Raw genomic sequence first — 22450 nt, forward strand, 5'->3', positions numbered from 1 at the left:
TTAAGTATACCTTAAATTAAGGAAAAAAGTGTACTAATTGTTTGAAACAGATGGACCACTGATTCTAGTTGTATAGATTATTTCATTTTCAGCTTTTTCACCCTCGAGCAGTTCGACAAGTTTATCGGCAGCAACTGCACCCCATTTGTACTTCGAATATTCGATAGTTGCAAGGCGTGGCACTAAATACTCGCTAATATCGGTATTATCGAAGCCAATAATTCGCACGTCTTTGCCAATTTCTAAATCCGTGCCAGCAAAATAGCGATACATACCGATGGCCATATTATCATTTAAGGCGAATACGGACACGGGTGCTTTCCAGTTTTTAGCGATTGTTGCTGCTGCTTTTTCACCGCTTTGTTCGGAAAAGTCTCCTTCGATGATATGCACTTTTTTATCGCCAGAGCGGGCAAGTTCTTGTTTCGCTGTTTCGAGTCTGACCCTTGCATCGTACGAATCATCGGGACCAGTAATCACATAAAAGTCACCTTTAAAATTAGTAGATAAATAATCGATTGCAAGTGTTGCGCCGCCTTTATTATCGAGTAAGACTTGGCTAACGTTTTCATGCGTGAGCTCCCGGTCAAGCACCACTAATTTATGACCGCGATTAGCATAATTGATAATTTCGCTCGACGGGAAATTCGCGTCTAAAATAATAGCGCCATCAATCATTTTTTCGGGTAAAAATCGGTGTGTTTTCGTGCCACTGCAAGCAATGAGTTCATATCCGTGTTTATATAGCGTTTGCGTTAAACCTTCAAGTAATGTCCCGTAAAAAATCCCGCCGTAGTTCGTTAAATAGACGCCGATAATTTTTGTCTCTCTTGTTTTTAACGTTCGTGCTGCCATATTGGGAATATAATTCAATTCATTTGCGATGGTCATAATTCGTTTTCGCGTTTTTTCGGTCACTTTCGGGCTGCCATTAAGTGCGTAGGATACTGTTGAAATGGAAACCCCTGCCTTTTTCGCGATATCTTTAATTCCTACCACGTGAATCGCATCCTTTTCTGTTTTCTTTTATTATACACAAAACAACCTTAGAGACGGTTATTTTTTTGAAATTTAATCGTGATTTGTGAACATTTTGTCGTTAAGTTCTCTTTCGGCAAAATAAGGGCGCCAGTTCGGTACGCATTCACGTCATTTTCCACTGGTTGTTCCTCGCCATTCACGATAATTCCCGCCACATCAGCGCTTTCAAAAGTAATATCTAGCGGATAATTATCCAGTTCAATATGACATTCCAATCCATCTAATTCTTCTGGCAAAATCGGATCAAAAATAAGCGCTTGTTCCGTTTGGCGAATACCGAGAACCGAACTGATTAATTGGTGTAAATATATTCCTGGACCACTCGAATAAATCCGCCAGCCACCTTTCACTGGAATGCTTCCTTCTTTCACACGGCCGAACTCATTTTGTGCTTGATAGCGATCTAAAAATGCCGCATCGGAACTACTAAAATAGGTGTTACTTTGGCGCAGAGCTGCGTTTGGCACTACTTCTTTTATATTGATTGGATTAATAACATCCAGCATATGCCAAGCTTCTATATCGCCAATTTTTGCGAGTGCTTCGATATAACGAATATGCGCATGCACGTATTGCAAACCGACTTCTCGACCAAAGTTCGCGGCTTGTTCCGCCCGTTTGAAATGAGTGCTCACACCGCCTGCATAATGAGCTGGCTCACTCATTAACCTTACGCCATCTGGGTGAAGTAAATGCTCACCTATAATGTCAAAGTTACGACCCGCTTGTTTTTTATCAACTAATTCGGCAATTATGCTTCTTGTTAGTGGAATTAAGCGATACTTAATATTTGTTTCTTTGTCTTCCGGATGAATCATCCAAACTGGCGCTTTTCCTTCTTCTAAATAGAGGAAACCAGGAATGACGTCGGTATCCGCTGTCATATATTTAGCAAAATCAGCTTGAACCCGTTTTGCTAAAGCGCCGTATTCATCTCCTGCTGGCAAGAATGTCGCTAATCGTTTAAATGTTTGATACGTTAAAGCAACTGTCCAGCTGGAAACCATGTTTTTCTTCAATTGCGCATTAGCTGGTTGAAGCGTGTCATCCCAGTCACCATCGCCGTAGTTAGAAAGTGCTGTTCCTTTCATAAAGCGTGATTCGATAGTGTGCACTGCCAATTCGATATGATCTAACAGTGTACCTTTTTCAGTTGTAAATGTTTTTGAAGTACGGTCGACAAATGGAATGCTTTCTTCGAGAATCTCAGTATCCCCACTCATTTCCAAGTAATCGCCAATAATTTTCAGTGGCCAAACGATTACATCGCCGTGACTTTCTTCTTGTTGAATCGATGTATATTTATCAAACATAAACCATTGCGGCCAGTCGCCAGTATCCTGATATTGATGAGCGAAGATTGTTAATACAAGTTGGCGTAAAACAGCTTTGTTCCCGGTTGCTAGGAAAAACTCAAATGGACCTTGGCTTACGTCACGTGTCCCCCACGCCGCCCCGCTGTATTGCTCTAAACCGTGCGGCGATGCGTAATGAACGAGCATTTGGTGCGCGTACCAATAAACCGTTAAGTTTAATTTTTCTGCAGTTGGGCTTTGGTGATTTAAATGGAACTGGGCGGTTAATTCGTCATAGCTTGCTCGGATTTCTTTGTTTGCTGCTTCTAAGTCTTGGTTTTGCACCGAAAATTCATCCGTTAATTTCGCTTGCACGTGGAAAGTCGCGTTTTCGCTTGGTTCAAATACGAAGACATCCAAACCAGCTGTTCCTGCATACTCTTTTGCAAAATAGCTTTCATCGGTTATCTCGTTGTAAGTTCCATCCACCCGGAATTGAAGCGCTGGATAGGTTTCTAAAATCGGTGAATCTGCGGCTGGGAAATAAGTTACACTGCCCGCTTTGATTTCCTTTTTCACCGTTGTATCGTATTCATTTGTACCCATTGTTACTTGGTTTGTGAGCACCAATTTATACGGGTGGCCTTTTTCAGAATGAACAGTGACGAACGCTTCTTTACTTTCGGCGGTTAATGTCGTCCGTACGGTAATTAGATCGTTATTCCACTGGTAATACCAAGTTGAATAGTTCGTGCTCGTTTCCCAAATAGACGGCACGCCGAGTAGTTGAAGTTCGCCATTTTGTTCGATATAAATTCTCAAGCCACTTGTTTGCAAAATATTAAGCGGATTGCGCGCATGGCTATTCCATTTGTTCATATTGGTGTTTCCAGCAACCAATTGCGATAAAAACGCGCCGTACATGTACGTTGTCGCCGAAAGAGTTGCTTCGGGGTTTAAAACAGCCACTTTATCTAGCAAAATGCTGCCGTGCGGACGTTCTAGCTCAGCTTCCTTTTCACGCGTCACGACATGCGCATAGTTTGGTGTGAAAAAGGAAAGGAGTGCGCCGTTTTGTTTTTCTTCTTGGATTCTGTCTGGAAACTTTGCTTGTAACCATTTTTCAGAAATTGGTTCGCCGGTAATTGGGGTTCCGATATTTTTGGCGCGGATGACTTTCGTACCTGGTTGATAAATTTGTTCCGGAATGTTCGCTTTTATTTCGGCCAAATTTTCAATCGGTGCTCCAGATGCTTTAGGTTGATTTTCGGTTGTGTAGCCGTAAAAACTTGTTTCTGCGTGATTCGTGAATGGCGCGGTTTGTAAGGAGATTTGCGCGAATTCATATTGATAGACTCGATTTGGCAGTGATTTCTCCGCGAGCCCCGCAAGTTCATTAGTAAGTTTATAATTGGTACCGTATATATCAAATCCATCTGTTGCATAGCCAACAATGTTCGTTAAAGCGCCAATTTGGACTGCTGGAAAGCGATTGTTTTGTGGTTGGTTTTGGCGCGCTTGAATCGTAAAACCATTCGCTCCTTCCGTCACATGGTAATCAATATATTGCGACATGTAGGCTTCATTCGTCCGCACTGCCGCTTGTTCAGCAAGACCTAAATCTTGTAAATAAACAAGGTCAAAAGTTCCTTCCCCATCCACCGTTACATCATAAAACCAGCCGCGTGAATGGAATTGCATTTCTACAATATAACGATACGGTCCAACTGTCCCGCGATATTCTACACCGTGCTCATTAAATCCAACTTCTGCATCTGCGGTTAAAAGCGGATAAACCTCCACTTTATTTGCCACATGCGCTCGTACATATATTTGCGATAAACGGTTCTCTAACGGATTTTGAATGACTTGATTCAACATAATATCCTTCAACTTCAACCAAGCGAGTTCTCCACTTGGATAAAATGCCGCTGCTAAGTCCGCCTTTTTAATTTCCTTTAATGTTGTCACACGTATCCACCTACTTCCACTTCAAAAACGTCAACATCTTCACTACTAGTCCCAACAAAAACGCGGTGAAGTCCCGGTTCCTGCACTTTTTCAAGTTGATGGTTATAGAAGGAAAACGCTTCGCTAGTTAATTCAAATGAAACTGTTTTTTCTTCGCCTGCAAGAAGCGCCACTTTTTCAAATGCTTTGAGTTCTTTGACAGGTCGTGAAATGCTCGCTGTTACGTCTTGTAAATACACTTGGATTACTTCTTTTCCAGCAATTTCACTCGTATTTTTAATCGTTACTTCCACGTGAAGCGATTCGCCTAAGTTTAATTCTGTCGGAAGTTCCGCGGTTTTCAGCGTAAATTCGCTATAACTTTTCCCGTAGCCAAATGGATAAAATGGTTCGTTAGGAATATCGAGATAATGTGATACGTAACGCTCACCTTTATTTTCCGGTGTTTGCGGTCGACCAGTACGTAAATGATTATAATAAACAGGAATTTGGCCGGTCGTTTGTGGGAATGACATTGATAATTTCCCAGAAGGATTGCTCACGCCACTCAATAAATCTGCAGTAACACGTCCTGCTTCTGTGCCTGGGAACCACAATTCGAGTAGCGCATCACTAGACTCCGCAAGTTCTTTTACTTCGAGCGGTCTTCCGTTAAACAAAGTAATGACCACTGGTTTTCCAAGCGTTTGTACAAATTTCGCTAAGTCATATTGCGCTTCGGGTAAACGAATTGTAGCGAGACTTCCTGCCTCTCCGCCCCACTCATTTTTTTCACCTAGCGCAAGAACTACAACATCTGCATCTTGTACCGCAGCTTTTACCGCCACTTTATCCTCTGAGCTAAATTCTGTATAGTCCGTCGAAACAGTAGAGACATTTTTAAATACCTCGCGTAGGCCGGTTTCAACGTTAATGCCATCTTTTTCTTCACCGTATACGTTCCAGCCGCCAAGAATATCAGCTGATGTCGCAAGTGGGCCAACTAGCGCAATTTTAGTCGCTTTATCTAGCGGAAGCAATTGATTTTTATTTTCTAATAACACAGCCGATTCCACACCCGCCGCACGTGCTTTCCCGCGACTTTCATCGGTTAAAATGTCTTCTGAACGATCGCTATTTTTTAAGCCGCGATATGGATCTTCAAAAAGGCCTAAATCATTTTTCAAATGTAACATCCGGAATACCGCTTCATCCAAAAGGCTTTCAGCTAGTTTACCTTCTTCAATCAATCCTTTTAATTCGTGGATATAGCAAGTCGTCATCATTTCTAAGTCAACGCCCGCTTCCATCGAAAATTGCGCCGCTTCTTTGGGATTTCTCGCAGTTCCATGATTAATTACTTCCGCAACCGCGCCCCAATCAGAAATTAGTACGCCATCAAAATTCATTTCACCACGTAACACATCCCGGTTCAGCCATTTGTTCATCGTCGCCGGAATCCCGTCCACGACATTAAAAGCTGTCATTACCAATTTGGCTCCGGCTTGAATTGCAGCATTATAAGCTGGTAAATAATTTTGATATAGTTCGCGCGTTGACATATTTACCGTATTGTATTCCAGTCCAGCCTCAGCCGCCCCATATGCCGCAAAATGTTTCACACAAGCAGCCATTCGCTCTTTGTTTTCAGCAAGTTCACTCGCATCACCTTGATAACCAGCAACCATCGCTTTCCCAAGTTCACTATTTAAAAATGGATCCTCACCAGTCGATTCCATCACGCGTCCCCATCTCGGATCCCGTACTAAATCAAGCATTGGTGAAAAAGTGACATGATGCCCGTCCGCTGTTGCCTCAAGTGCCGAAACTTCCGCCATTACTCGAACCGTTTCTCGGTCAAACGAACATCCAAGCGCAAGTGGAATTGGAAAAACAGTTTTATACCCATGTATAACATCCGCCATAAAAACAAGCGGAATTCCTAGTCGATTTGTTTTTAAGTATGCTTCTTGAATACCAATCATATCGAGCGCCGAACTTGATCCAAGCACCGACCCTGCATTTTCTGTATGTGTATCCGTTAATTTCATTTCTTGAAGAAGCGGCCCTGTAAGTTCTGCATTTTTATTAGTACCTTTAAAAAGAAAAGGCGAAAGTTGAAGACATTGGGCGATTTTTTCATCTAAGGTCATTTGATTGACTAAATCCTGTACTTTTTCTTGTTTCATAGGAACCTCCTGAACACTTTTTTCGAAACGTTTCTATTCAAATATAACAACAGTATAAGCGCTTTCTTTTATTTAGTCAACCAAAAACGAAATTCACATGGTTAAACGCTCCGATTTTTCAGTTTCTTCTATACTATCTCGTTTTCGAACGAATTCACTCAGAAAATTTTTATCCATTATAAAGTGTTGCAACACAATTGATTAGCACCTTAATTTAAAAATAAAATAGCAATTCGCTTGAAACCGATTACATAATATACTATAATAACCTTGTCGAAACGTTTCTATAGAATATTGTGTATGTGAATTAATTTTCACAATTTGCTTCATCCCGTACGGCGCACCCTGTTCCGTACAACAGTTTTTATTCTTTAACAGCTTCAGTTAATTAAGTTGCTTTGAAAAAAACAAAAAATGGAGGAAAAATCATGAAGAAAAAGATGTTTGTCGTTTTAGCTTTAGTGTTGTCGCTTAGTTTGGTATTAATGGCGTGTGGTGGGTCAAAGGATGATGCAAATTCCAGCGACTCTAAAGTGTTAAATGTTTGGGCTATGGGAGATGAAGCCAAATCATTAAAAGAAATCGCACAGAAATTCACGAAAGACACTGGTATTGAAGTGAAAGTTCAAGTTATTCCTTGGGCAAACGCACATGATAAATTACTAACAGCAGTCGCTTCTAAATCCGGCCCCGATGTTGTCCAAATGGGAACTACATGGATGCCTGAATTTGTCGAAGCTGGCGCATTACTTGATATTACAAAAGACGTAGAAAAAAGTAAAAATATGAACTCTGATTTATTTTTCCCTGGTTCTGTAAAAACAACCCAATTTGATGGAAAAACTTATGGTGTTCCGTGGTATGCAGAAACTCGTGTCCTTTTCTACCGTACTGATTTACTGAAAAAAGTTGGTTATGATGAAGCACCAAAAACTTGGGATGACCTATCTGACGCTGCACTTAAACTTTCAAAACGTGGTAAAGATATGTACGGCTTTGCAATTGATCCAAACGAACAAACTACTGGTTTCATTTTCGGACGCCAAAATGGCTCCCCGCTTTTCGATAAAGATGGCACTCCAGTTTTCAATAAAAAACCATTCGTAGATACTGTTACTTATTTAGATAGTTTCATTAAAAACGGTTCCGCGCCAGACACTGACCTTGGTCTAGATGCTTCTCAAAGCTTTGGCGGCGACGGAATTGTACCAATGTTCATGAGTGGTCCTTGGATGGTTAATACGCTCAAAGACACTGCCCCTGACATTGACGGAAAATGGGCTACTGCTGTATTACCTAAAAAAGAAAATAACGAATCAAGCTTAGGTGGCGCTAACCTTTCTATCTTCAAATATAGTGATAAAAAAGATGATGCCCTTAAATTCATGGACTATATGAGCCAACCTGACGTGCAATTATCTTGGTTGAAAGATACAAACTCCATGCCCGCTCGTATGGATGCATGGGAAGACGATATGCTGAAAAACGACCCTTACTACAAAGTATTCGGTGAACAAATGAAAACGGCTGAACCAATGCCACTAATCCCACAATTTGAAGAAATCGCGCAATTATACGGAAAATCTTGGGAACAAATTTATCGTGGTGGTGCAGATGTACAAACACAAATGGATACATTTAACGATCAAGTAGAAACACTTCTTAAAAAATAACGAATAAAAAGGGCAAATGATTCTAGTCTGCCATTTGCCCTTTTAGAATGGAACTGATGTTATGAAACAATTTCTAAATAAAAACACGCCATATTTGTTTATTTCGCCAGCACTGTTTTTACTTCTTCTGTTTTCCCTACTTCCGATTTTGCTTGCTTTTGTCATTAGTTTTACAGATATCGATTTAGTCGGGCTTGCCGATTATTCTAAGATTAACTTCATTGGTATAGATAATTACGTCAATATTATGCAAGACCCGGTATTTTTAAAATCTATTTTTAACACGCTTTTCTATGTAGTTATTGGCGTTCCGCTTGTTATTATTTGTTCGCTTGGGATTGCGCTGATGATTAACTTCTCGCAAGCAAAGATTTTCCAGTTTTTCCGGTTAATCTTCTACACTCCGTCAATTACAAACGTTGTCGCTGTAGCAGTTGTTTGGAGTTACTTATATAATCCACGCTTTGGTTTACTTAATTACTTGCTTTCCTTTTTAGATCTAGGTCCTGTTCCGTGGTTACAAGACCCTACCATCGCCAAATTATCACTGATTATCTTAGCTGTTTGGCGAGCGATTGGTGTCAATATGATTATTTTCTTAGCCGCACTTCAAGGGATTCCGCGCGAATACTACGAAGCTGCCTCACTTGACGGAGCGAATAGTCGTCAACAATTATTTAAAATTACCGTTCCAATGCTTCGTTTCGCGATTTTCTTTGTAACCGTAACGACGATGATTGGTTGGTTGCAATTCTTCGAGGAACCGTTCGTCATGACAGAAGGCGGGCCGCTCGATAGCACGAACTCAGTCGCCCTATTTATCTATCAAAACGGTTTCCAACTAAGTAAGTTTGGTTATGCCGCTGCTGGATCGTTCATCTTGTTTATCGCGATTATTATTATCACGATTATCCAGTTCCGGATTCAGCGCAAAAATAATGGCGGGGATATTTAAGAGAGGAGTGTTATAAATGAATCAATATAGACAAAAATCACGTGGCGCTCAAATTGCCGTCATTACTATTTTAACGGTTGGCGGATTCTTTATGATTTTACCGTTCATTTGGATGGTTCTCTCCTCTTTAAAGACGGATGCTGAAATTTTAAAAATCCCACCTACTATTTGGCCAGAAACGTTTACACTGGATAATTTCACGAAACTATTCACCGAGATGGACTTTGCTATTTACTTAAAAAACACGTTAATCATTGTGTTCTTCTCGTTTTTCGGTTTATTTTTAAATGCGATGGCAGGTTATGGTTTTGCTAAATTTAAATTTAAAGGGAAAAACAAGTTGTTCTATCTCGTACTTGCTACAATGATGATTCCCGGACAAGTAACGATGATTCCGGTTTATCTACTGCTTAATGCGGCCGGATTAACAAACACCATGACAGGGATTGTACTCCCAGGACTGGTTGGCGCCTTCGGGATTTTCTTATTCCGCCAATTTATGTCCACCATTTCCGACGATTTACTTGAAGCCGCACGACTGGATGGCGCTAGTGAATTTTACATTTTCTGGCGGATCGTTATTCCGATTTCTCGTCCTGTTCTTGCAGTCCAAGGAATCCTTACTTTTATCGCTGGTTGGAACTCATTCTTATGGCCGTTAATCATTGCCAACGACGAAAAATTCTACACCCTATCAGTTGGACTTCAATTATTAAAAGGACAATACGGCAGCAACTACGCGTTACAAATGGCTGGCGCAACCTTCATGGTTATTCCAATCATCTTGATCTTCATGACTTTCCAAAAATACATTTTAAAAGGCTTCAATGTTTCTGGAATGAAATAATTGGCAAAAAAAAAGAGCTTATTCCTTTTGAGGATAAGCTCTTTTTTTATTAAGGTAAAAATGTTTCTCCCATCAAGTAAAAGTCTACTTCACGAGCAGCTTCTCTTCCTTCTGCAATCGCGGTTACAACCAAACTTTGACCATGACGTGCATCCCCACAAGCGAACACGCCTTCTTCACTTGTACGGTAAAATCCTTTAGCAGCATCAATCGTATGACGGTCTGTTTTTCCTACACCAAAATTCGTGAAAATATCTTCGGTTGTACCAGCAAAACCAATTGCAATTAAAACCATATCAACGTCAAAATACTTTTCGCTTCCTTCTACAGGTGTATACGTTCTAGCAGCCTTATCTTCCACTACTTCTACTGTATGAAGTCCAACAAGGTTACCTGCTGCATCTTTTTCGAAAGAAGTTGTATTGATGAGATATTCACGTGGATCTCTTCCATAAACAGCCTCTGCTTCTTCGTGCGCATAATCCATTTTGAATACTCGTGGATATTGTGGCCAAGGGTTTTCACCTTCGCGTAATTCAGGAAGTTTATCTTGAATACCGAATTGATAAATACTTTTTGCACCTTGTCTTAATGCCGTTGCCACACAGTCAGCACCAGTATCACCGCCACCGATAATTACGACATTTTTGCCTTTAGCAGAAAGAGTTTGCACCCCGCCGTTGTCCAAATTGTCGCGCGTACTTTGTGTTAAATACGGCACAGCGAAGTGAATACCAGCCGCATCACGTCCAGCAAGCGGAATATCTCGTGCATTCCCAGCCCCAGTTGCAAGCACAATCGAATCATACTCTGTGCGTAGTTCTTCAAAAGTAATATCCGTACCAGCTGCAACGCCAGTCACAAATTCAACGCCTTCTTCTGCCATTAAGTTCACTCGGCGTGTCACTTGTTCTTTTTCTAGCTTCATCGTTGGAATACCATACATTAATAAACCGCCAACTCGATCACTTTTTTCAATGACTGTTACGCTATGACCCGCTTTATTTAGTTGATCGGCACAAGCAAGCCCCGCAGGACCAGAACCAATTACCGCAATACGTTTACCAGTACGTTTTTTAGGAGGTGCCGGTTTAATCCAGCCCTCTTCAAAACCGCGGTCGATAATCGCTTTTTCGATTGATTTAATGCCTACAGCGGGTTCAGAGATCGCCACTGTACAACCACCTTCACAAGGCGCTGGGCAAATTCGACCAGTAAACTCTGGAAAATTATTTGTTTTTAATAGTAGTTGCAAGGCTTCATACCAGTCACCCCGGTAAACGGCATCGTTCCACTCTGGAATTAAATTATGCAGTGGACAACCTGAGACACCATTTTTAATTTCCATTCCTACACTACAAAATGGTACGCCACAATCCATGCATCGTGCTGCCTGTAACGTTAAATCTGCTACCGGCATCGGTAAACTATATTCATTCCAGTCACGCGTCCGACTTTTCGGATCGCGCCCTGGAGAAGGGATTCGGTCATATTCCATAAATCCAGTTGCTTTTCCCATGGTTTCACTCCTCTCTATTTCGCCGCTCCGGCAACTAATTTTCCATCTTTATGTTCATAAAAAGCTTGTAATTCTGCTTCATCGTGTGTTTTTCCAGTTTGTTCTAGCGTAGTAATTCTCGTTAGCATCATTTCATATTCGTTTGGAATAACGAAAATAAAGTTCGCTTTCTCTGCTTCCCAGTCGCTAAGAATAGCTTTGGCAAACTCACTTCCGGTCAGGTTTGCGTGTTGTTCGATTAGCTGTTTCAATTTAGCTAGTTCTGACGCGCCGAGTGTAGAACGACTGTTAACAAGTTCATGATTGATTTTTTCAGTGGTTACTTTTTTATTTTTAGTATAAATGTAAGCAACCCCACCAGACATTCCGGCCGCGAAGTTCTCGCCAATTTCGCCAAGAATGACTACTGCGCCTCCTGTCATATATTCACAACCATTGTCGCCAATACCTTCAACAACCGCTGTCGCACCACTATTACGAACGGCAAATCTTGCCCCTGCTTTTCCGTGCATATAAGCATATCCACCAGTAGCACCGTAAAGCGTTACATTACCGACAATCGCGGAATCATGTGGTTTGATTGGTGTTTTTGCATCTGGACTAACAATTAATTTACCACCTGAAAGCCCTTTGCCAAAGTAGTCATTGGCATCACCATGAATTCGAAGTGTCATCCCAAGCGGCGTATAAGCACCAAAGCTTTGACCCGCCGAACCAACGAAATCAAGTGAAATCGTATCTTCTGGCAAACCTTCTGCGCCGTACTTTTTACTAATAAAGGATCCAGCAACCGTTCCAATCGCGCGGTCAATGTTTCTTACAGCGAAAGTTCCAGTTACTTTTTCACCGTTTTCAAGTGCTGGTTTAATTAACGGAACAATTTCTCGCATATCAAGTGTTTGGTCGATTTTGTGGTCTTGTTGTTTTGTGCAATATTGGACTTGATTTTTATAGAAATCATCACTGTAAAGCATATTCGAAAAGTCGATATATTTCGCTTTCCAATGGGACTCTTTTTTCTCGTGAGTTGTTAGTAGTTCTTTGTGTCCTATTACTTCTGTCAAACTTCTGAAGCCAAGTTCTGCCATCATTTCACGCATTTCCGCAACGATAAAATGGAAGAAGTTTACAACGTAGTCCGCAGAGCCATTGAATTTTTTGCGAAGTTCTGGATTTTGTGTTGCTACACCAACTGGACACGTATCTAAATGGCAAACGCGCATCATGACGCAACCAAGTGTTACAAGTGGCGCTGTGGCAAATCCGAATTCTTCTGCCCCTAGCATTGCGGCAACTAAGACATCTTTACCTGTCATTAATTTACCATCTGTTTCAACAACAACTTTGTTTCTTAAGCCGTTTAAAAGTAATGTTTGGTGCGTTTCTGCTAAGCCGATTTCCCACGGTACACCCGCGTGACGGATACTCGTTCTCGCAGCAGCACCGGTTCCACCTTCATAACCACTTACCAAGATAACGTCGGCATTCCCTTTTGCAACCCCGGCTGCAATCGTACCAATACCAGTTTTCGAAACTAACTTCACGTTGACGCGCGCATTTTGGTTAGCATTTTTCAAATCGAAAATCAGTTGCGATAAATCTTCAATCGAATAAATATCATGGTGTGGCGGTGGTGAAATCAGGCCGACACCTGTTGTTGAACCACGAGTTTTCGAAATCCACGGATACACTTTATTCCCTGGTAAATGGCCGCCTTCACCCGGTTTTGCACCTTGAGCCATTTTGATTTGTAGCTCTTCTGCGTTAACCAAATAATGACTTGTTACGCCAAAACGACCGGAAGCGATTTGTTTGATTGCACTTCTACGCCAGTCGCCATTTTCGTCTGGAGTAAAGCGGTTCGGGTTTTCGCCACCTTCTCCACTATTACTTTTTCCGCCGATACGGTTCATCGCGATAGCAAGCGCCTCATGAGCTTCTTGGCTAATCGAACCATAAGACATCGCGCCCGACTTAAATCGTTTAAAAATCGCTTCTGCTGGCTCTACTTCATCTAGTGGAATCGGTTTACGATCGCTAGTAAATGTTAACAGCCCTCTTAAAAAGGCATTATTTTGATTTTGCATTAAATCTGAATATAAATTATAGGTTTCGCGATTATTTTCTCGCGTTGCTTGTTGCAAGGAATGAATCGCTAGTGGATTATACACGTGGTATTCGCCGTTTGAGCGCCACTGATATTCTCCTCCTGTATTAAGCGTGAAACTTTGGTAGCCAATATCATGATAGGCTTCGCGGTGACGCAACCAAGCTTCTTGGGCAATCACTTCAAGCGGAATACCGCCAATTTGTGAAGCTGTCCCTGGGAAATAGTTTTTAATCACATCATCGCCAATACCGATTGCTTCAAAAATCTGCGCCCCACGGTAACTTTGGACAGTAGATATTCCCATTTTCGACATGATTTTCAAAATGCCGTCTGTAATTGCTTCAATATAACGACTTTCTGCCTCATCAAGCGTAAACCCTTTAATACGGCCTTCTTTGATTAAGCCATCAAACGTATCAATTGCTAAACTTGGGAATACTGCATCCGCCCCGTAGCCAATTAATAGCGCACATTGATGGACATCTCTCGCTTCTGCCGTTTTAACAATAATGCTCACTTGTGTACGTGTTCCCGCTTTAACTAAATGATGATGCAAGCCACTTACAGCTAACAGCGAAGGAATTCCAATCCAATCCGCATCTACGCCGTCATCAGATAAAACAAGCAATTCCGCCCCACTAGCGATTTTTTGCTCAGCTTCGATAAACAAAGCCTCTAAACGTGCTTCTAAACCATCACGCTCTTCCGCTTTAAATAAAATCGATAACCTTTCTGTTGGTTTGGCGAATTTCGTTTGCTGCTCAAGCGCCACAAATTCTTTTCGTGATAAAATTGGCGTTTTCAAGCGAATTCGGTTTGCATTTTTCGCCGTAGGATTTAAAATATTGCCTTCATCGCCTAGTAATGTCATCGCAGAAGTGACCGTTTCCTCACGAATACCATCAATCGGCGGGTTCGTTACTTGGGCAAAAAGTTGTTTAAAATAATTAAATAATACTTGTGGACGTTGGCTTAAAACGGCAAGTGGCGCGTCATAACCCATTGCACCCATTGGATCTTTTTTCTCCGTTACCATCGGAATCAAAATTTTATTTAATTCATCTTGCGTGTAACCAAATGCACGTTGTTTTTTAAAGCGTTCTGATTTATCCATTGCTTCGTAATCTAACTCTGCTGTCGCTAAGTCAGCAATCTCCGTCATTTCCGCATTCAGCCATTCACGGTATGGTTTTTCGGTTGTTAGTTCTTCCTTTAATTCAGAATCCGTCACAATGCGACCTTCTTCTAAATCGATTAACAACATTGTTCCCGCACCAACCGTCTCTTTGCGAATAACCTCACTCGGATCCACTGGCACAACACCTGTTTCCGAAGAATAAATGATTGTATGATCTTTCGTTTCATAATAACGCGCCGGACGTAAGCCGTTTCTATCCAAAATTGTCCCGATAACCCGACCATTCGTAAATGAAATCGAAGTCGGTCCATCCCAAGGTTCCATTAGCGTACTATGATATTCGTAAAAAGCGCGTTTCGGATCAGTCATGTGCGGATTTTTGTCCCAAGGTTCTGGAATAAGCATCATCGCCGCATGAGGTAATGAACGCCCTGCTTGCACTAAAAATTCTAACGCATTATCTAAAGTTGCCGAGTCACTACCGCTTTCATCAATAATTGGCAGTAATTTTGCTAAATCGTCACCAAGTAAACCAGATTCCGCTCTTTTTTCCCGAGCTTTCATCCAGTTGACATTGCCTCGTTGCGTATTAATTTCACCATTATGAATTAAATAACGGTACGGATGCGCCCGCTCCCAACTCGGAAAAGTATTCGTTGAAAAGCGTGAATGCACTAGCGCAAAAGCCGATACATACGCTGGATCTGCTAAGTCTAAATAATATTGATTAATTTGTTCTGGTAATAGCATTCCTTTAAAAATAACCGTTCTCGTTGATAAACTTGGAACGTAGAAAGTTTCTGTAATTTGTTCAGAAGTCGCAGCAAATTTTTCGATTTGCTTTCTAATTAAATATAGTGCTCGCTCAAATCCCGCTTCATCTAGCTCAGCGTTTTTTTGAATGAATAATTGATAAATCGCTGGTTCTGTTTTTCTTGCACCGGCACCAACCTTTGTTACATCAGTTGGTAATTTACGCCAACCAAGGAACGTTTGCCCTTCGCTAGCAATCAGTTTTTCCGTTTCCGCCATTAAGCATTCGCGTTCTGTGTTACTTTGCGGGAAATTAAACATCCCCACCGCATAATGATATTTTTCAGGTAAATTAATTCCTAATTTGCTACATTCACGTCGGAAGAAAGAGTCAGAAATTTCAAGTAAAATACCAGCGCCATCGCCCGTATCCCCGCCAACTTCTCCGCCACGGTGTTTTAATTGGCAAAGCATATGAATACCTTGCTCGACAATTTTATGAGAAGAAATCTTTTTAATATTTGCTACGAAGCCAATTCCACAAGCATCGTGCTCATTTTCTGGATTGTATAGGCCATGTTTTTTTGGTAAATTAGTTTGTTTCATCCTAGTTCCTCCTCTTCAAAAACCGAATCCTTCAAGGTCTCTCTGATAATTATTTAAATTAACTGATAATTAACCAGCGATTCAGCTTACCTTACATTTCTTGTAGTATCTATTTTATTCCTTTTCATTTATCGAAACAATATATATAATAGAATAAAACAATCTCATTTCGAGAACAATCGGAGGTAAGAAATGGAACTACGACAATTAAAGTATTTTATGGAAGTAGCCCGCGTTGAGCATATGACCAAAGCTAGTGAGAATTTGCATGTAGCCCAATCTGCCGTTAGTAGACAGATAACGAAACTTGAAGAAGAACTTGGCGTGCATTTATTTGATCGTGTTGGCAGAAATATGCAGCTCACAAGTGTCGGGCAAGAATTTCTAAAGCAATCCGCCATCGCTTTAAATGAACTACAAAAAGCCGAAGCGCTCGTAACCGAATACACCGATCCCGCAAAAGGAACCGTCCGCGTTGGCTTACCTAACTCACTTTCCACCAAGGTTTTGCCATCTGTCATTTCTACTTTTCGCGAAAAATATCCACAAATCACTTATAAATTTATGGAAGGAACAAATGAGGAACTTACCGAAATGCTACTAAACGGCGCGCTTGATATGACTTTCTTATCACCCGTTCCCGAATCTAGCGACCAAATCGAAGCCATTCGTTTCTTTGATGAAAAATTGAAATTAATCGTTCCCGAGAATCATCCGCTTGCTGAAAACTTTAATGTTTCCCTGAAAGAACTTGCTTCTGAAAAATTCGTTCTTTATCCGGAAGACTTTGATTTATATAAAATCGTGACAAAAGCTGCCAATAAAAAAGGTTTCACGCCGCAAATTGCTTTTCAAAGTAGAGATTTTTATACGATCCAAGGGTTAGTTGGGGCTGGACTTGGCATTAGCATTTTGCCGGAAATGATTTTAGATGGTGCGATTTTTAAAGAAACAAAAAGTATTGCCTTACGCGACAAAGAGCTGCGCCGTTCAGTCGGGATTATTACAACAAAAAAACGGAACCTATCCCCTTCCGAGAATTTGTTCCGTTCGTTTATTATTTCGTTCTTTTCTAATTAAACGTGTTCAGAAAAAGCTGCTGGATAATGAATCGTTCCTGCCAAATTTTCCAAGCTTCCATCATATAGTTCAAGCAACATAAAGTATTCAGCTGGTACATCAAATGGTGCTGGAATCGCAAACTGCTCAGAAGGAATAAAGCCAAATCGCGGATAATAATCAGCATGTCCAAGCACAGCAATAGCCGGATATGCTTTTTCGCGTGATAACCGGATGCCTTCTTCCATCAGTCTAGATCCAACTCGAGTTCCTTGATATTCCGGTAAAACAGCCAGCGGAGCAAGTGCTAAAATAAACCTGCTTCGCCCAGCTGCCACAAGCGAAATTTCACTAAACATAATATAGCCAACAACACGTCCATCCTCGGCTTCCGCTACAAGCGATAACCCCGGCTGATAATAATCAGATGTCCGAATACTTTCAATTAAGTCTGCTTCCACAGTGCCTTTAAAAGCTTCCTCATTTACACGACGAATCGCCTGATAATCTTGTGGTTGTTCTTTCCGAATAATCATTTTTACTTAGTCACTCGTTTCATTGCCATACTATCTTCCAATTGTTTCATTGCGTTTAACACGACATCAGCCGTGATTTCGCCTGGCATCATATGGATTGTTTCATGCGGCTCAGTGGCGCGCTTAGAAACAGCAACAAGCGTTTCATCAGCAAGTGTCGCAAGCCCCATATCGTATAAACTGGTTGGAAGTCCTAGTTTGGAATAAAACGGCAATAGTTGTTCGATTTCATCCCATCTATTTTCAATCACTAGTTGAACTAAAATTCCGTACGCCACTTTATTACCATGTAACAAGTGATGTGTTTCAGGAACCATCGTTAGCGCGTCATGAATCGAATGCGCACCAGCACAACGACCATAATCATCACCAAAACCGCCAACCATTCCGCCAACTAAAATATTTGTTTCAATAATTTTAACGAATGCTTCATTTAGCTCTTGTTTGTCCATGGCAACGAGTGCCTCTTCACTAAATCGTAGCAAGTTATCACGACACATTTTCGCAGCAATGTGGGCAATTTCGATTTCGACGGACTTGCTCGGTAAGGAGTTAATAATTACATCGGCTTCGTACCATTTCGCTAACGTATCACCAATTCCCGCAACAAGCAATTCTTTTGGTGAATCTAAAATCATTTCTGGGTCAATTAATAATAACGCATTACTGCTAGCGAACACATCATAGCGAATCATTGCGCCTGCCTCGTCGTACATTACACTAAGCGGTGTATAAGCAGCACAAGTAGATGCAAGTGTAGGTAAAATGATGACTGGTAAACGTAAAACGGCTGCTGCGGCTTTACATACATCGGCAATTTTCCCGCCACCGACTGCAATAATTGCATCCATCTTATTCATTTCCATTATCGCTACCAAACGATCACGTTCCGCGTAGGTAGAACCACCATTATATACTTCAAAAGTAGATGTAACGGTTGATAATACTGGGAATTTATTTTTAGCGACTTCCCAAGAAGCATTTCCACGAACTACTAACACATTTTTCAAACCGCGGCGTTCTAAGTGAGTAGGTAACGTATCCCACGCGCCTACTTGGCAAAAATACTCTTGCGGAGCTCCGCGAACAATCAATTCTTTATTCAACAAAAATCATCCCTTCTGTCTGGCACGGTCGGATATTCGGCTGCGACATTTATAATTCAAATTGTATAGGAACTTAAACCTACTGTCAAACTAGCTATTGCTTAGCGATTTCGTCATCGCCAAACCATTTTTTGCTAATTTCTTGCATTTTGCCTTCTTTGTATAATTTTTCAAAAGCTTCGTTGATTTTTGTTTGTAGTTCTTTATCGCTTTTTCGCATTCCTACAGCAAAATCTGTTGCATCAAAACCGCCAGTTATAATGTTGTAGTCATCTTTATTTTTTTGCTTATCAATGTAATAACGCGCGTAAACCTCATCAATGATTAGACCATCAATACGTTTATTATTTAGATCAATAAAAGCTGTATCAAACGTATCATATAATTCCGGTTCATTATTATTAATAATATCTGTCAGTACTTCTGGCTTGTTCGCCATATCATCAATCGAACTTGCCCCATTTTGAGCACCAAGCGTTTTATCTTTCATATCGCTAAATTTGTTGATATTGCTTGATTTCAACGTGACTAGCACTTGTTCATTTTTCATGTAAGGATTACTAAAAGCGACTTGTTTCTTTCTAGCATCCGTTACAGTATAGCCATTCCAAATTAAATCAATCGAGCCATTTTTCAGTTCTGATTCTTTCATCGTCCAGTCAATCGGCGTGAACTTCGCTTTAATGCCATATTCCGCAAAAACCGCTTTCGCCAAATCAATATCAAAACCGACCAAATTATCGTCTTTATCCCGGAATCCCATTGGTACAAAACTATCGTCCAAGCCAATTACAACTTCCTTATCTTTGTTAATTCGCTCCCACTGGTCTTCCTTCGATTCACTACTGGAACAAGCCCCTAGCGCTAACATCACAACCGCCATCACAGCTATTAATAATCCTTTTTTCATCTTAAATTGCCCCCTTTTTTAATGGTTCGACTTCCATCATCTGATCCGCTACTTTTTCAGCAAAAGTGTGATCATGTGTCACGATAATCTGTGTAATACCAACATTCTTCAAACTTAAAATTAACGATGCAACATGTTCTCGCAAGTCGGGATCTAACGCCGATGTTGGTTCATCAAACAACAATACTTTTGGATTCATCGCTAGCGCCCGAGCAATTGCGACCCGCTGCTTTTGTCCACCTGATAATTGGTATGGCATGCTATCCGCTTTATCTCCTAAATCAAGCAACCCAAGTAATCGTTCTGCTTCTTTGATTGCTTCATCTTTTTTTGTTTTCCGAGCAAGCGTTGGCGCCAATATCAAATTATCTAAAACACTTAAATGTGGAAACAAGTGGAATTCTTGGAACACGACGCCAATCGTATTTTCGACATCTTTTCGCGACATTGGGTCAATTTTTTCACCGTCAATAAAAATCTCACCAGCATCCATTTTTTCTAGTCCGCTAATACAGCGAAGCAAAGTAGTTTTTCCACCACCAGATGGCCCAACAATAGAAAGTATTTCACCACCCTGAAGTGTTATATTCACATTATCTAAAATCGTTTTTTGATCAAATTTTTTCGATAGATTTTTAATTTCCAACATTTTCTTCACCTCATTTATAATAACTAAAACGTTTTTCCAGTTGTTTAAATAGTAATGTTAGGATTGCTGTTAATGCTAAGTAGATTGCTGCCACTAATACGAGTGGGATTAAGGTAACGTCTCGACTCATCGCAATTTTCCCTGCTCTTAGCAAGTCGCCAATTCCTAGGATATAAACTAAAGAAGAATCTTTTACTAAGTTGATGACTTCATTACCAATTGCTGGCAAGACGCGTTTAACAACTTGTGGTAAAACGATTTTTCGAAGTGTTTGCCCGTAAGTAAGTCCAAGAACCTTGGCACTTTCATATTGTCCGTTTTCGATAGAGAGAAAGCCGCCACGGAAAATCTCTGCAAAATACGCAGCATAATTTAAAATAAAGGCAATAAACACGGCATCCATCCGGTCAAAAACAATTCCGATAATCGGTAAACCAAAATAGATAAAAATTAATTGTAAAAGTAAAGGTGTTCCCCGCATTATCCAAATGTAAATATTTAAAATAAATTTAAGTGGTGCTATTTTGCTAATGTTTCCGACTGCCACAACTGCTCCGAGTGGTATCGAACAAACTAATGTGACTGCAAAAACGAGTAGTGTTGTTTTTGCCCCGTCGAGTAAAGCTGGTAAAATTCCCATGATATAATCCATATTTCTTCGCTCCTTTTTTTAGCATAAAAAAATCCCGTCGCACTTGGCACAAATTGGCCAAGAGGACGAGAATAATATTCACGTGGTTCCACCTCAATTTACTGATACTTCGCAGTACCAGCCTCCGTTAGTTCGAGACTAACAAGCTATAACGGGCTTACCCCGAGTTCACCTACTCACTTAATTTTTCAGCAAACCAGCTCCGAGATGTGTTCGATGACGCTATCTTTATCCTTTCGCACCAACCAAGGACTCTCTTCTAAAGAATCACGCTCTACTTGTTCTGTTCGACGCTTTTACTTCTTCTTGCTAATACTCTACCACGATAAAGTGACAGAGTCAACCGTTTTTTATTCAACAAAAAAAGTGGTGCGCGAATCATCATCATTCGCGCGCCACTTTCTCTTAATCTTTCGCAATCAGTAAATAGTCATCCTTTTGTTCAAAGTAGATATTCACTTCAGTTCCTACCCCGCTTTGGGATTGAATGCAGATTTCATGACCTAATTTTTTCGCCATTTGTTTAGCAAGATATAATCCCATACCAGTTGCTTTTTTCTCTTGACGACCAATATTGCCCGTAAAACCTTGTTCAAATACACGTGGTAAATCTTCTTCCTTAATTCCACGACCATTATCTTGAATATGCAACACTTTCTTGCCAGACGCTTCTGTATCGCACCAAACTTTCACTTCGCCGCCGCTCTCTGTGTATTTTAGTGCATTGGACAGGATTTGATCGATAATAAAGCCCAGCCATTTGCTATCCGTGCGTACATCAATATCCACATTTTGTAAATCCAACTTCATTTTCTTCCCAATGAAAAGTTTAGAATGACGTTTGACCGATTCGCGCACAACAGCTCCAAGGTTTTGTTCTTGAATAAAATAATCTTTCGAGAACGTATCCAACCTAGAAAAATAAAGTGCTTGCATAACGAGTTTATCAATCGTCGTTAATTCTTCATCAATTTGTTTGAAAATTGTTTCTGTATCGTTTAAATCTGGATTATTGATTAACATTTTACTAGCGACAACCGGGGTTTTCACTTCATGCACCCAATATAAAATAAAATCATGGTACTCTTGTTGTTTATCTTGTAATTTACTAATTGTCCGTAATTCTTCTTTATGCTTTTTCGCCATCAGCTGATTAAAAAAGGCTTGTTCTCGTGTCCGCGGTTTTGGTAATAATTCAATGATATTTTCTTCAATTTCACCACTAACAAGTTCTTTCATTTCGCGCCAATAACTATATTTAAAGAAATAACCTAGCACTAAATACGAAAGCAAGAAGACTAAAACAAAGACATATAAATAAATGAAATTTCCGAGCGTTAATTTACTATTTGGATCGATGGAAATCAATACCCCGACAAAAAACATAATACTGCAAAAAAACAATAAGAAAAATCGTTTATCTTTTATATAACTCCACCAGTTCATGTCGTACCTCCTCGCT

Annotated in this window: 15 protein-coding genes and 1 other annotated feature; of the genes, 4 read left to right on the forward strand and 11 right to left on the reverse strand. The window is 40.5% G+C overall.

All coding sequences use genetic code 11. From position 1 onward, the window contains the following. Window positions 1-33: 33 nt before the first annotated feature. From HCX62_RS13480 to HCX62_RS13490, 3 genes are read right to left on the reverse strand one after another with little or no spacing between them, the layout of a single operon-like run. Window positions 34-999 carry a LacI family DNA-binding transcriptional regulator gene (locus HCX62_RS13480; protein ID WP_185639420.1) on the reverse strand — a complete coding sequence of 322 codons (966 nt, stop codon included), beginning with the start codon at window positions 997-999 and terminating at the stop codon, window positions 34-36. A gap of 47 nt (window positions 1000-1046) precedes the next feature. Beyond that, window positions 1047-4307: a glycoside hydrolase family 94 protein gene (locus HCX62_RS13485; RefSeq protein ID WP_185639421.1), complete on the reverse strand. Its 3261-nt coding sequence runs from the start codon at window positions 4305-4307 to the stop codon at window positions 1047-1049. Further along, window positions 4304-6475 carry a glycoside hydrolase family 3 N-terminal domain-containing protein gene (locus HCX62_RS13490; protein WP_185639422.1) on the reverse strand — a complete coding sequence of 724 codons (2172 nt, stop codon included), beginning with the start codon at window positions 6473-6475 and terminating at the stop codon, window positions 4304-4306. Before HCX62_RS13490 ends, HCX62_RS13485 begins: the two co-directional genes overlap by 4 nt. 428 nt (window positions 6476-6903) lie before the next feature. Between HCX62_RS13490 and HCX62_RS13495 the strand changes: the two genes are divergently transcribed. The 3 genes from HCX62_RS13495 to HCX62_RS13505 all read left to right on the forward strand — a co-directional run bounded on the left by HCX62_RS13495 (window position 6904) and on the right by HCX62_RS13505 (window position 9950). Then, on the forward strand, window positions 6904-8148 hold the full coding sequence (locus HCX62_RS13495; RefSeq protein ID WP_185639423.1) for a sugar ABC transporter substrate-binding protein: 1245 nt from the start codon (window positions 6904-6906) through the stop codon (window positions 8146-8148). 61 nt (window positions 8149-8209) lie between these two features. Further along, complete coding sequence (locus HCX62_RS13500) at window positions 8210-9103, forward strand: carbohydrate ABC transporter permease (protein WP_185639424.1); 894 nt, start codon at window positions 8210-8212, stop codon at window positions 9101-9103. A gap of 16 nt (window positions 9104-9119) precedes the next feature. Continuing rightward, on the forward strand, window positions 9120-9950 hold the full coding sequence (locus tag HCX62_RS13505; RefSeq protein WP_003722209.1) for a carbohydrate ABC transporter permease: 831 nt from the start codon (window positions 9120-9122) through the stop codon (window positions 9948-9950). A 49-nt stretch (window positions 9951-9999) separates the two neighbouring features. Here HCX62_RS13505 and HCX62_RS13510 read toward each other — a convergent pair whose 3' ends face one another. Continuing rightward, window positions 10000-11469: a glutamate synthase subunit beta gene (locus tag HCX62_RS13510; RefSeq protein WP_185639425.1), complete on the reverse strand. Its 1470-nt coding sequence runs from the start codon at window positions 11467-11469 to the stop codon at window positions 10000-10002. Window positions 11470-11483: 14 nt separating this feature from the next. Further along, the gene (gene gltB, locus HCX62_RS13515) at window positions 11484-16076 is read right to left on the reverse strand and encodes a glutamate synthase large subunit (RefSeq protein ID WP_185639426.1); all 4593 of its coding nucleotides are present in this window, start codon (window positions 16074-16076) and stop codon (window positions 11484-11486) included. Window positions 16077-16268: 192 nt separating this feature from the next. Between gltB and gltC the strand changes: the two genes are divergently transcribed. Next, window positions 16269-17156, forward strand: a complete 888-nt coding sequence (gltC, locus tag HCX62_RS13520; protein WP_185503364.1) for a glutamate biosynthesis transcriptional regulator GltC — start codon at window positions 16269-16271, stop codon at window positions 17154-17156. On the opposite strand, the gene HCX62_RS13525 is transcribed toward gltC, so the two are convergent. The 6 genes from HCX62_RS13525 to HCX62_RS13550 form a co-directional block, all read right to left on the reverse strand. After that, the gene (locus tag HCX62_RS13525) at window positions 17153-17671 is read right to left on the reverse strand and encodes a GNAT family N-acetyltransferase (protein ID WP_185639427.1); all 519 of its coding nucleotides are present in this window, start codon (window positions 17669-17671) and stop codon (window positions 17153-17155) included. The genes gltC and HCX62_RS13525 overlap by 4 nt on opposite strands. A gap of 2 nt (window positions 17672-17673) precedes the next feature. After that, on the reverse strand, window positions 17674-18780 hold the full coding sequence (locus HCX62_RS13530) for an iron-containing alcohol dehydrogenase family protein (RefSeq protein ID WP_185639428.1): 1107 nt from the start codon (window positions 18778-18780) through the stop codon (window positions 17674-17676). A 91-nt stretch (window positions 18781-18871) separates the two neighbouring features. Further along, on the reverse strand, window positions 18872-19687 hold the full coding sequence (locus HCX62_RS13535) for an amino acid ABC transporter substrate-binding protein (RefSeq protein WP_185639429.1): 816 nt from the start codon (window positions 19685-19687) through the stop codon (window positions 18872-18874). A 1-nt stretch (window position 19688) separates the two neighbouring features. Then, window positions 19689-20336, reverse strand: a complete 648-nt coding sequence (locus tag HCX62_RS13540) for an amino acid ABC transporter ATP-binding protein (RefSeq protein ID WP_185639430.1) — start codon at window positions 20334-20336, stop codon at window positions 19689-19691. A 10-nt stretch (window positions 20337-20346) separates the two neighbouring features. Further along, entirely contained in the window at window positions 20347-20988 is a 642-nt protein-coding gene (locus HCX62_RS13545) for an amino acid ABC transporter permease (protein WP_185639431.1), read from the reverse strand. A 58-nt stretch (window positions 20989-21046) separates the two neighbouring features. After that, window positions 21047-21288 (reverse strand) — a binding site (T-box leader). A gap of 105 nt (window positions 21289-21393) precedes the next feature. Then, entirely contained in the window at window positions 21394-22434 is a 1041-nt protein-coding gene (locus HCX62_RS13550) for a sensor histidine kinase (RefSeq protein ID WP_185639432.1), read from the reverse strand. Window positions 22435-22450 lie beyond the last annotated feature (16 nt).

This window comes from Listeria swaminathanii (assembly GCF_014229645.1).
GTDB classification, from domain to species: domain Bacteria; phylum Bacillota; class Bacilli; order Lactobacillales; family Listeriaceae; genus Listeria; species Listeria swaminathanii.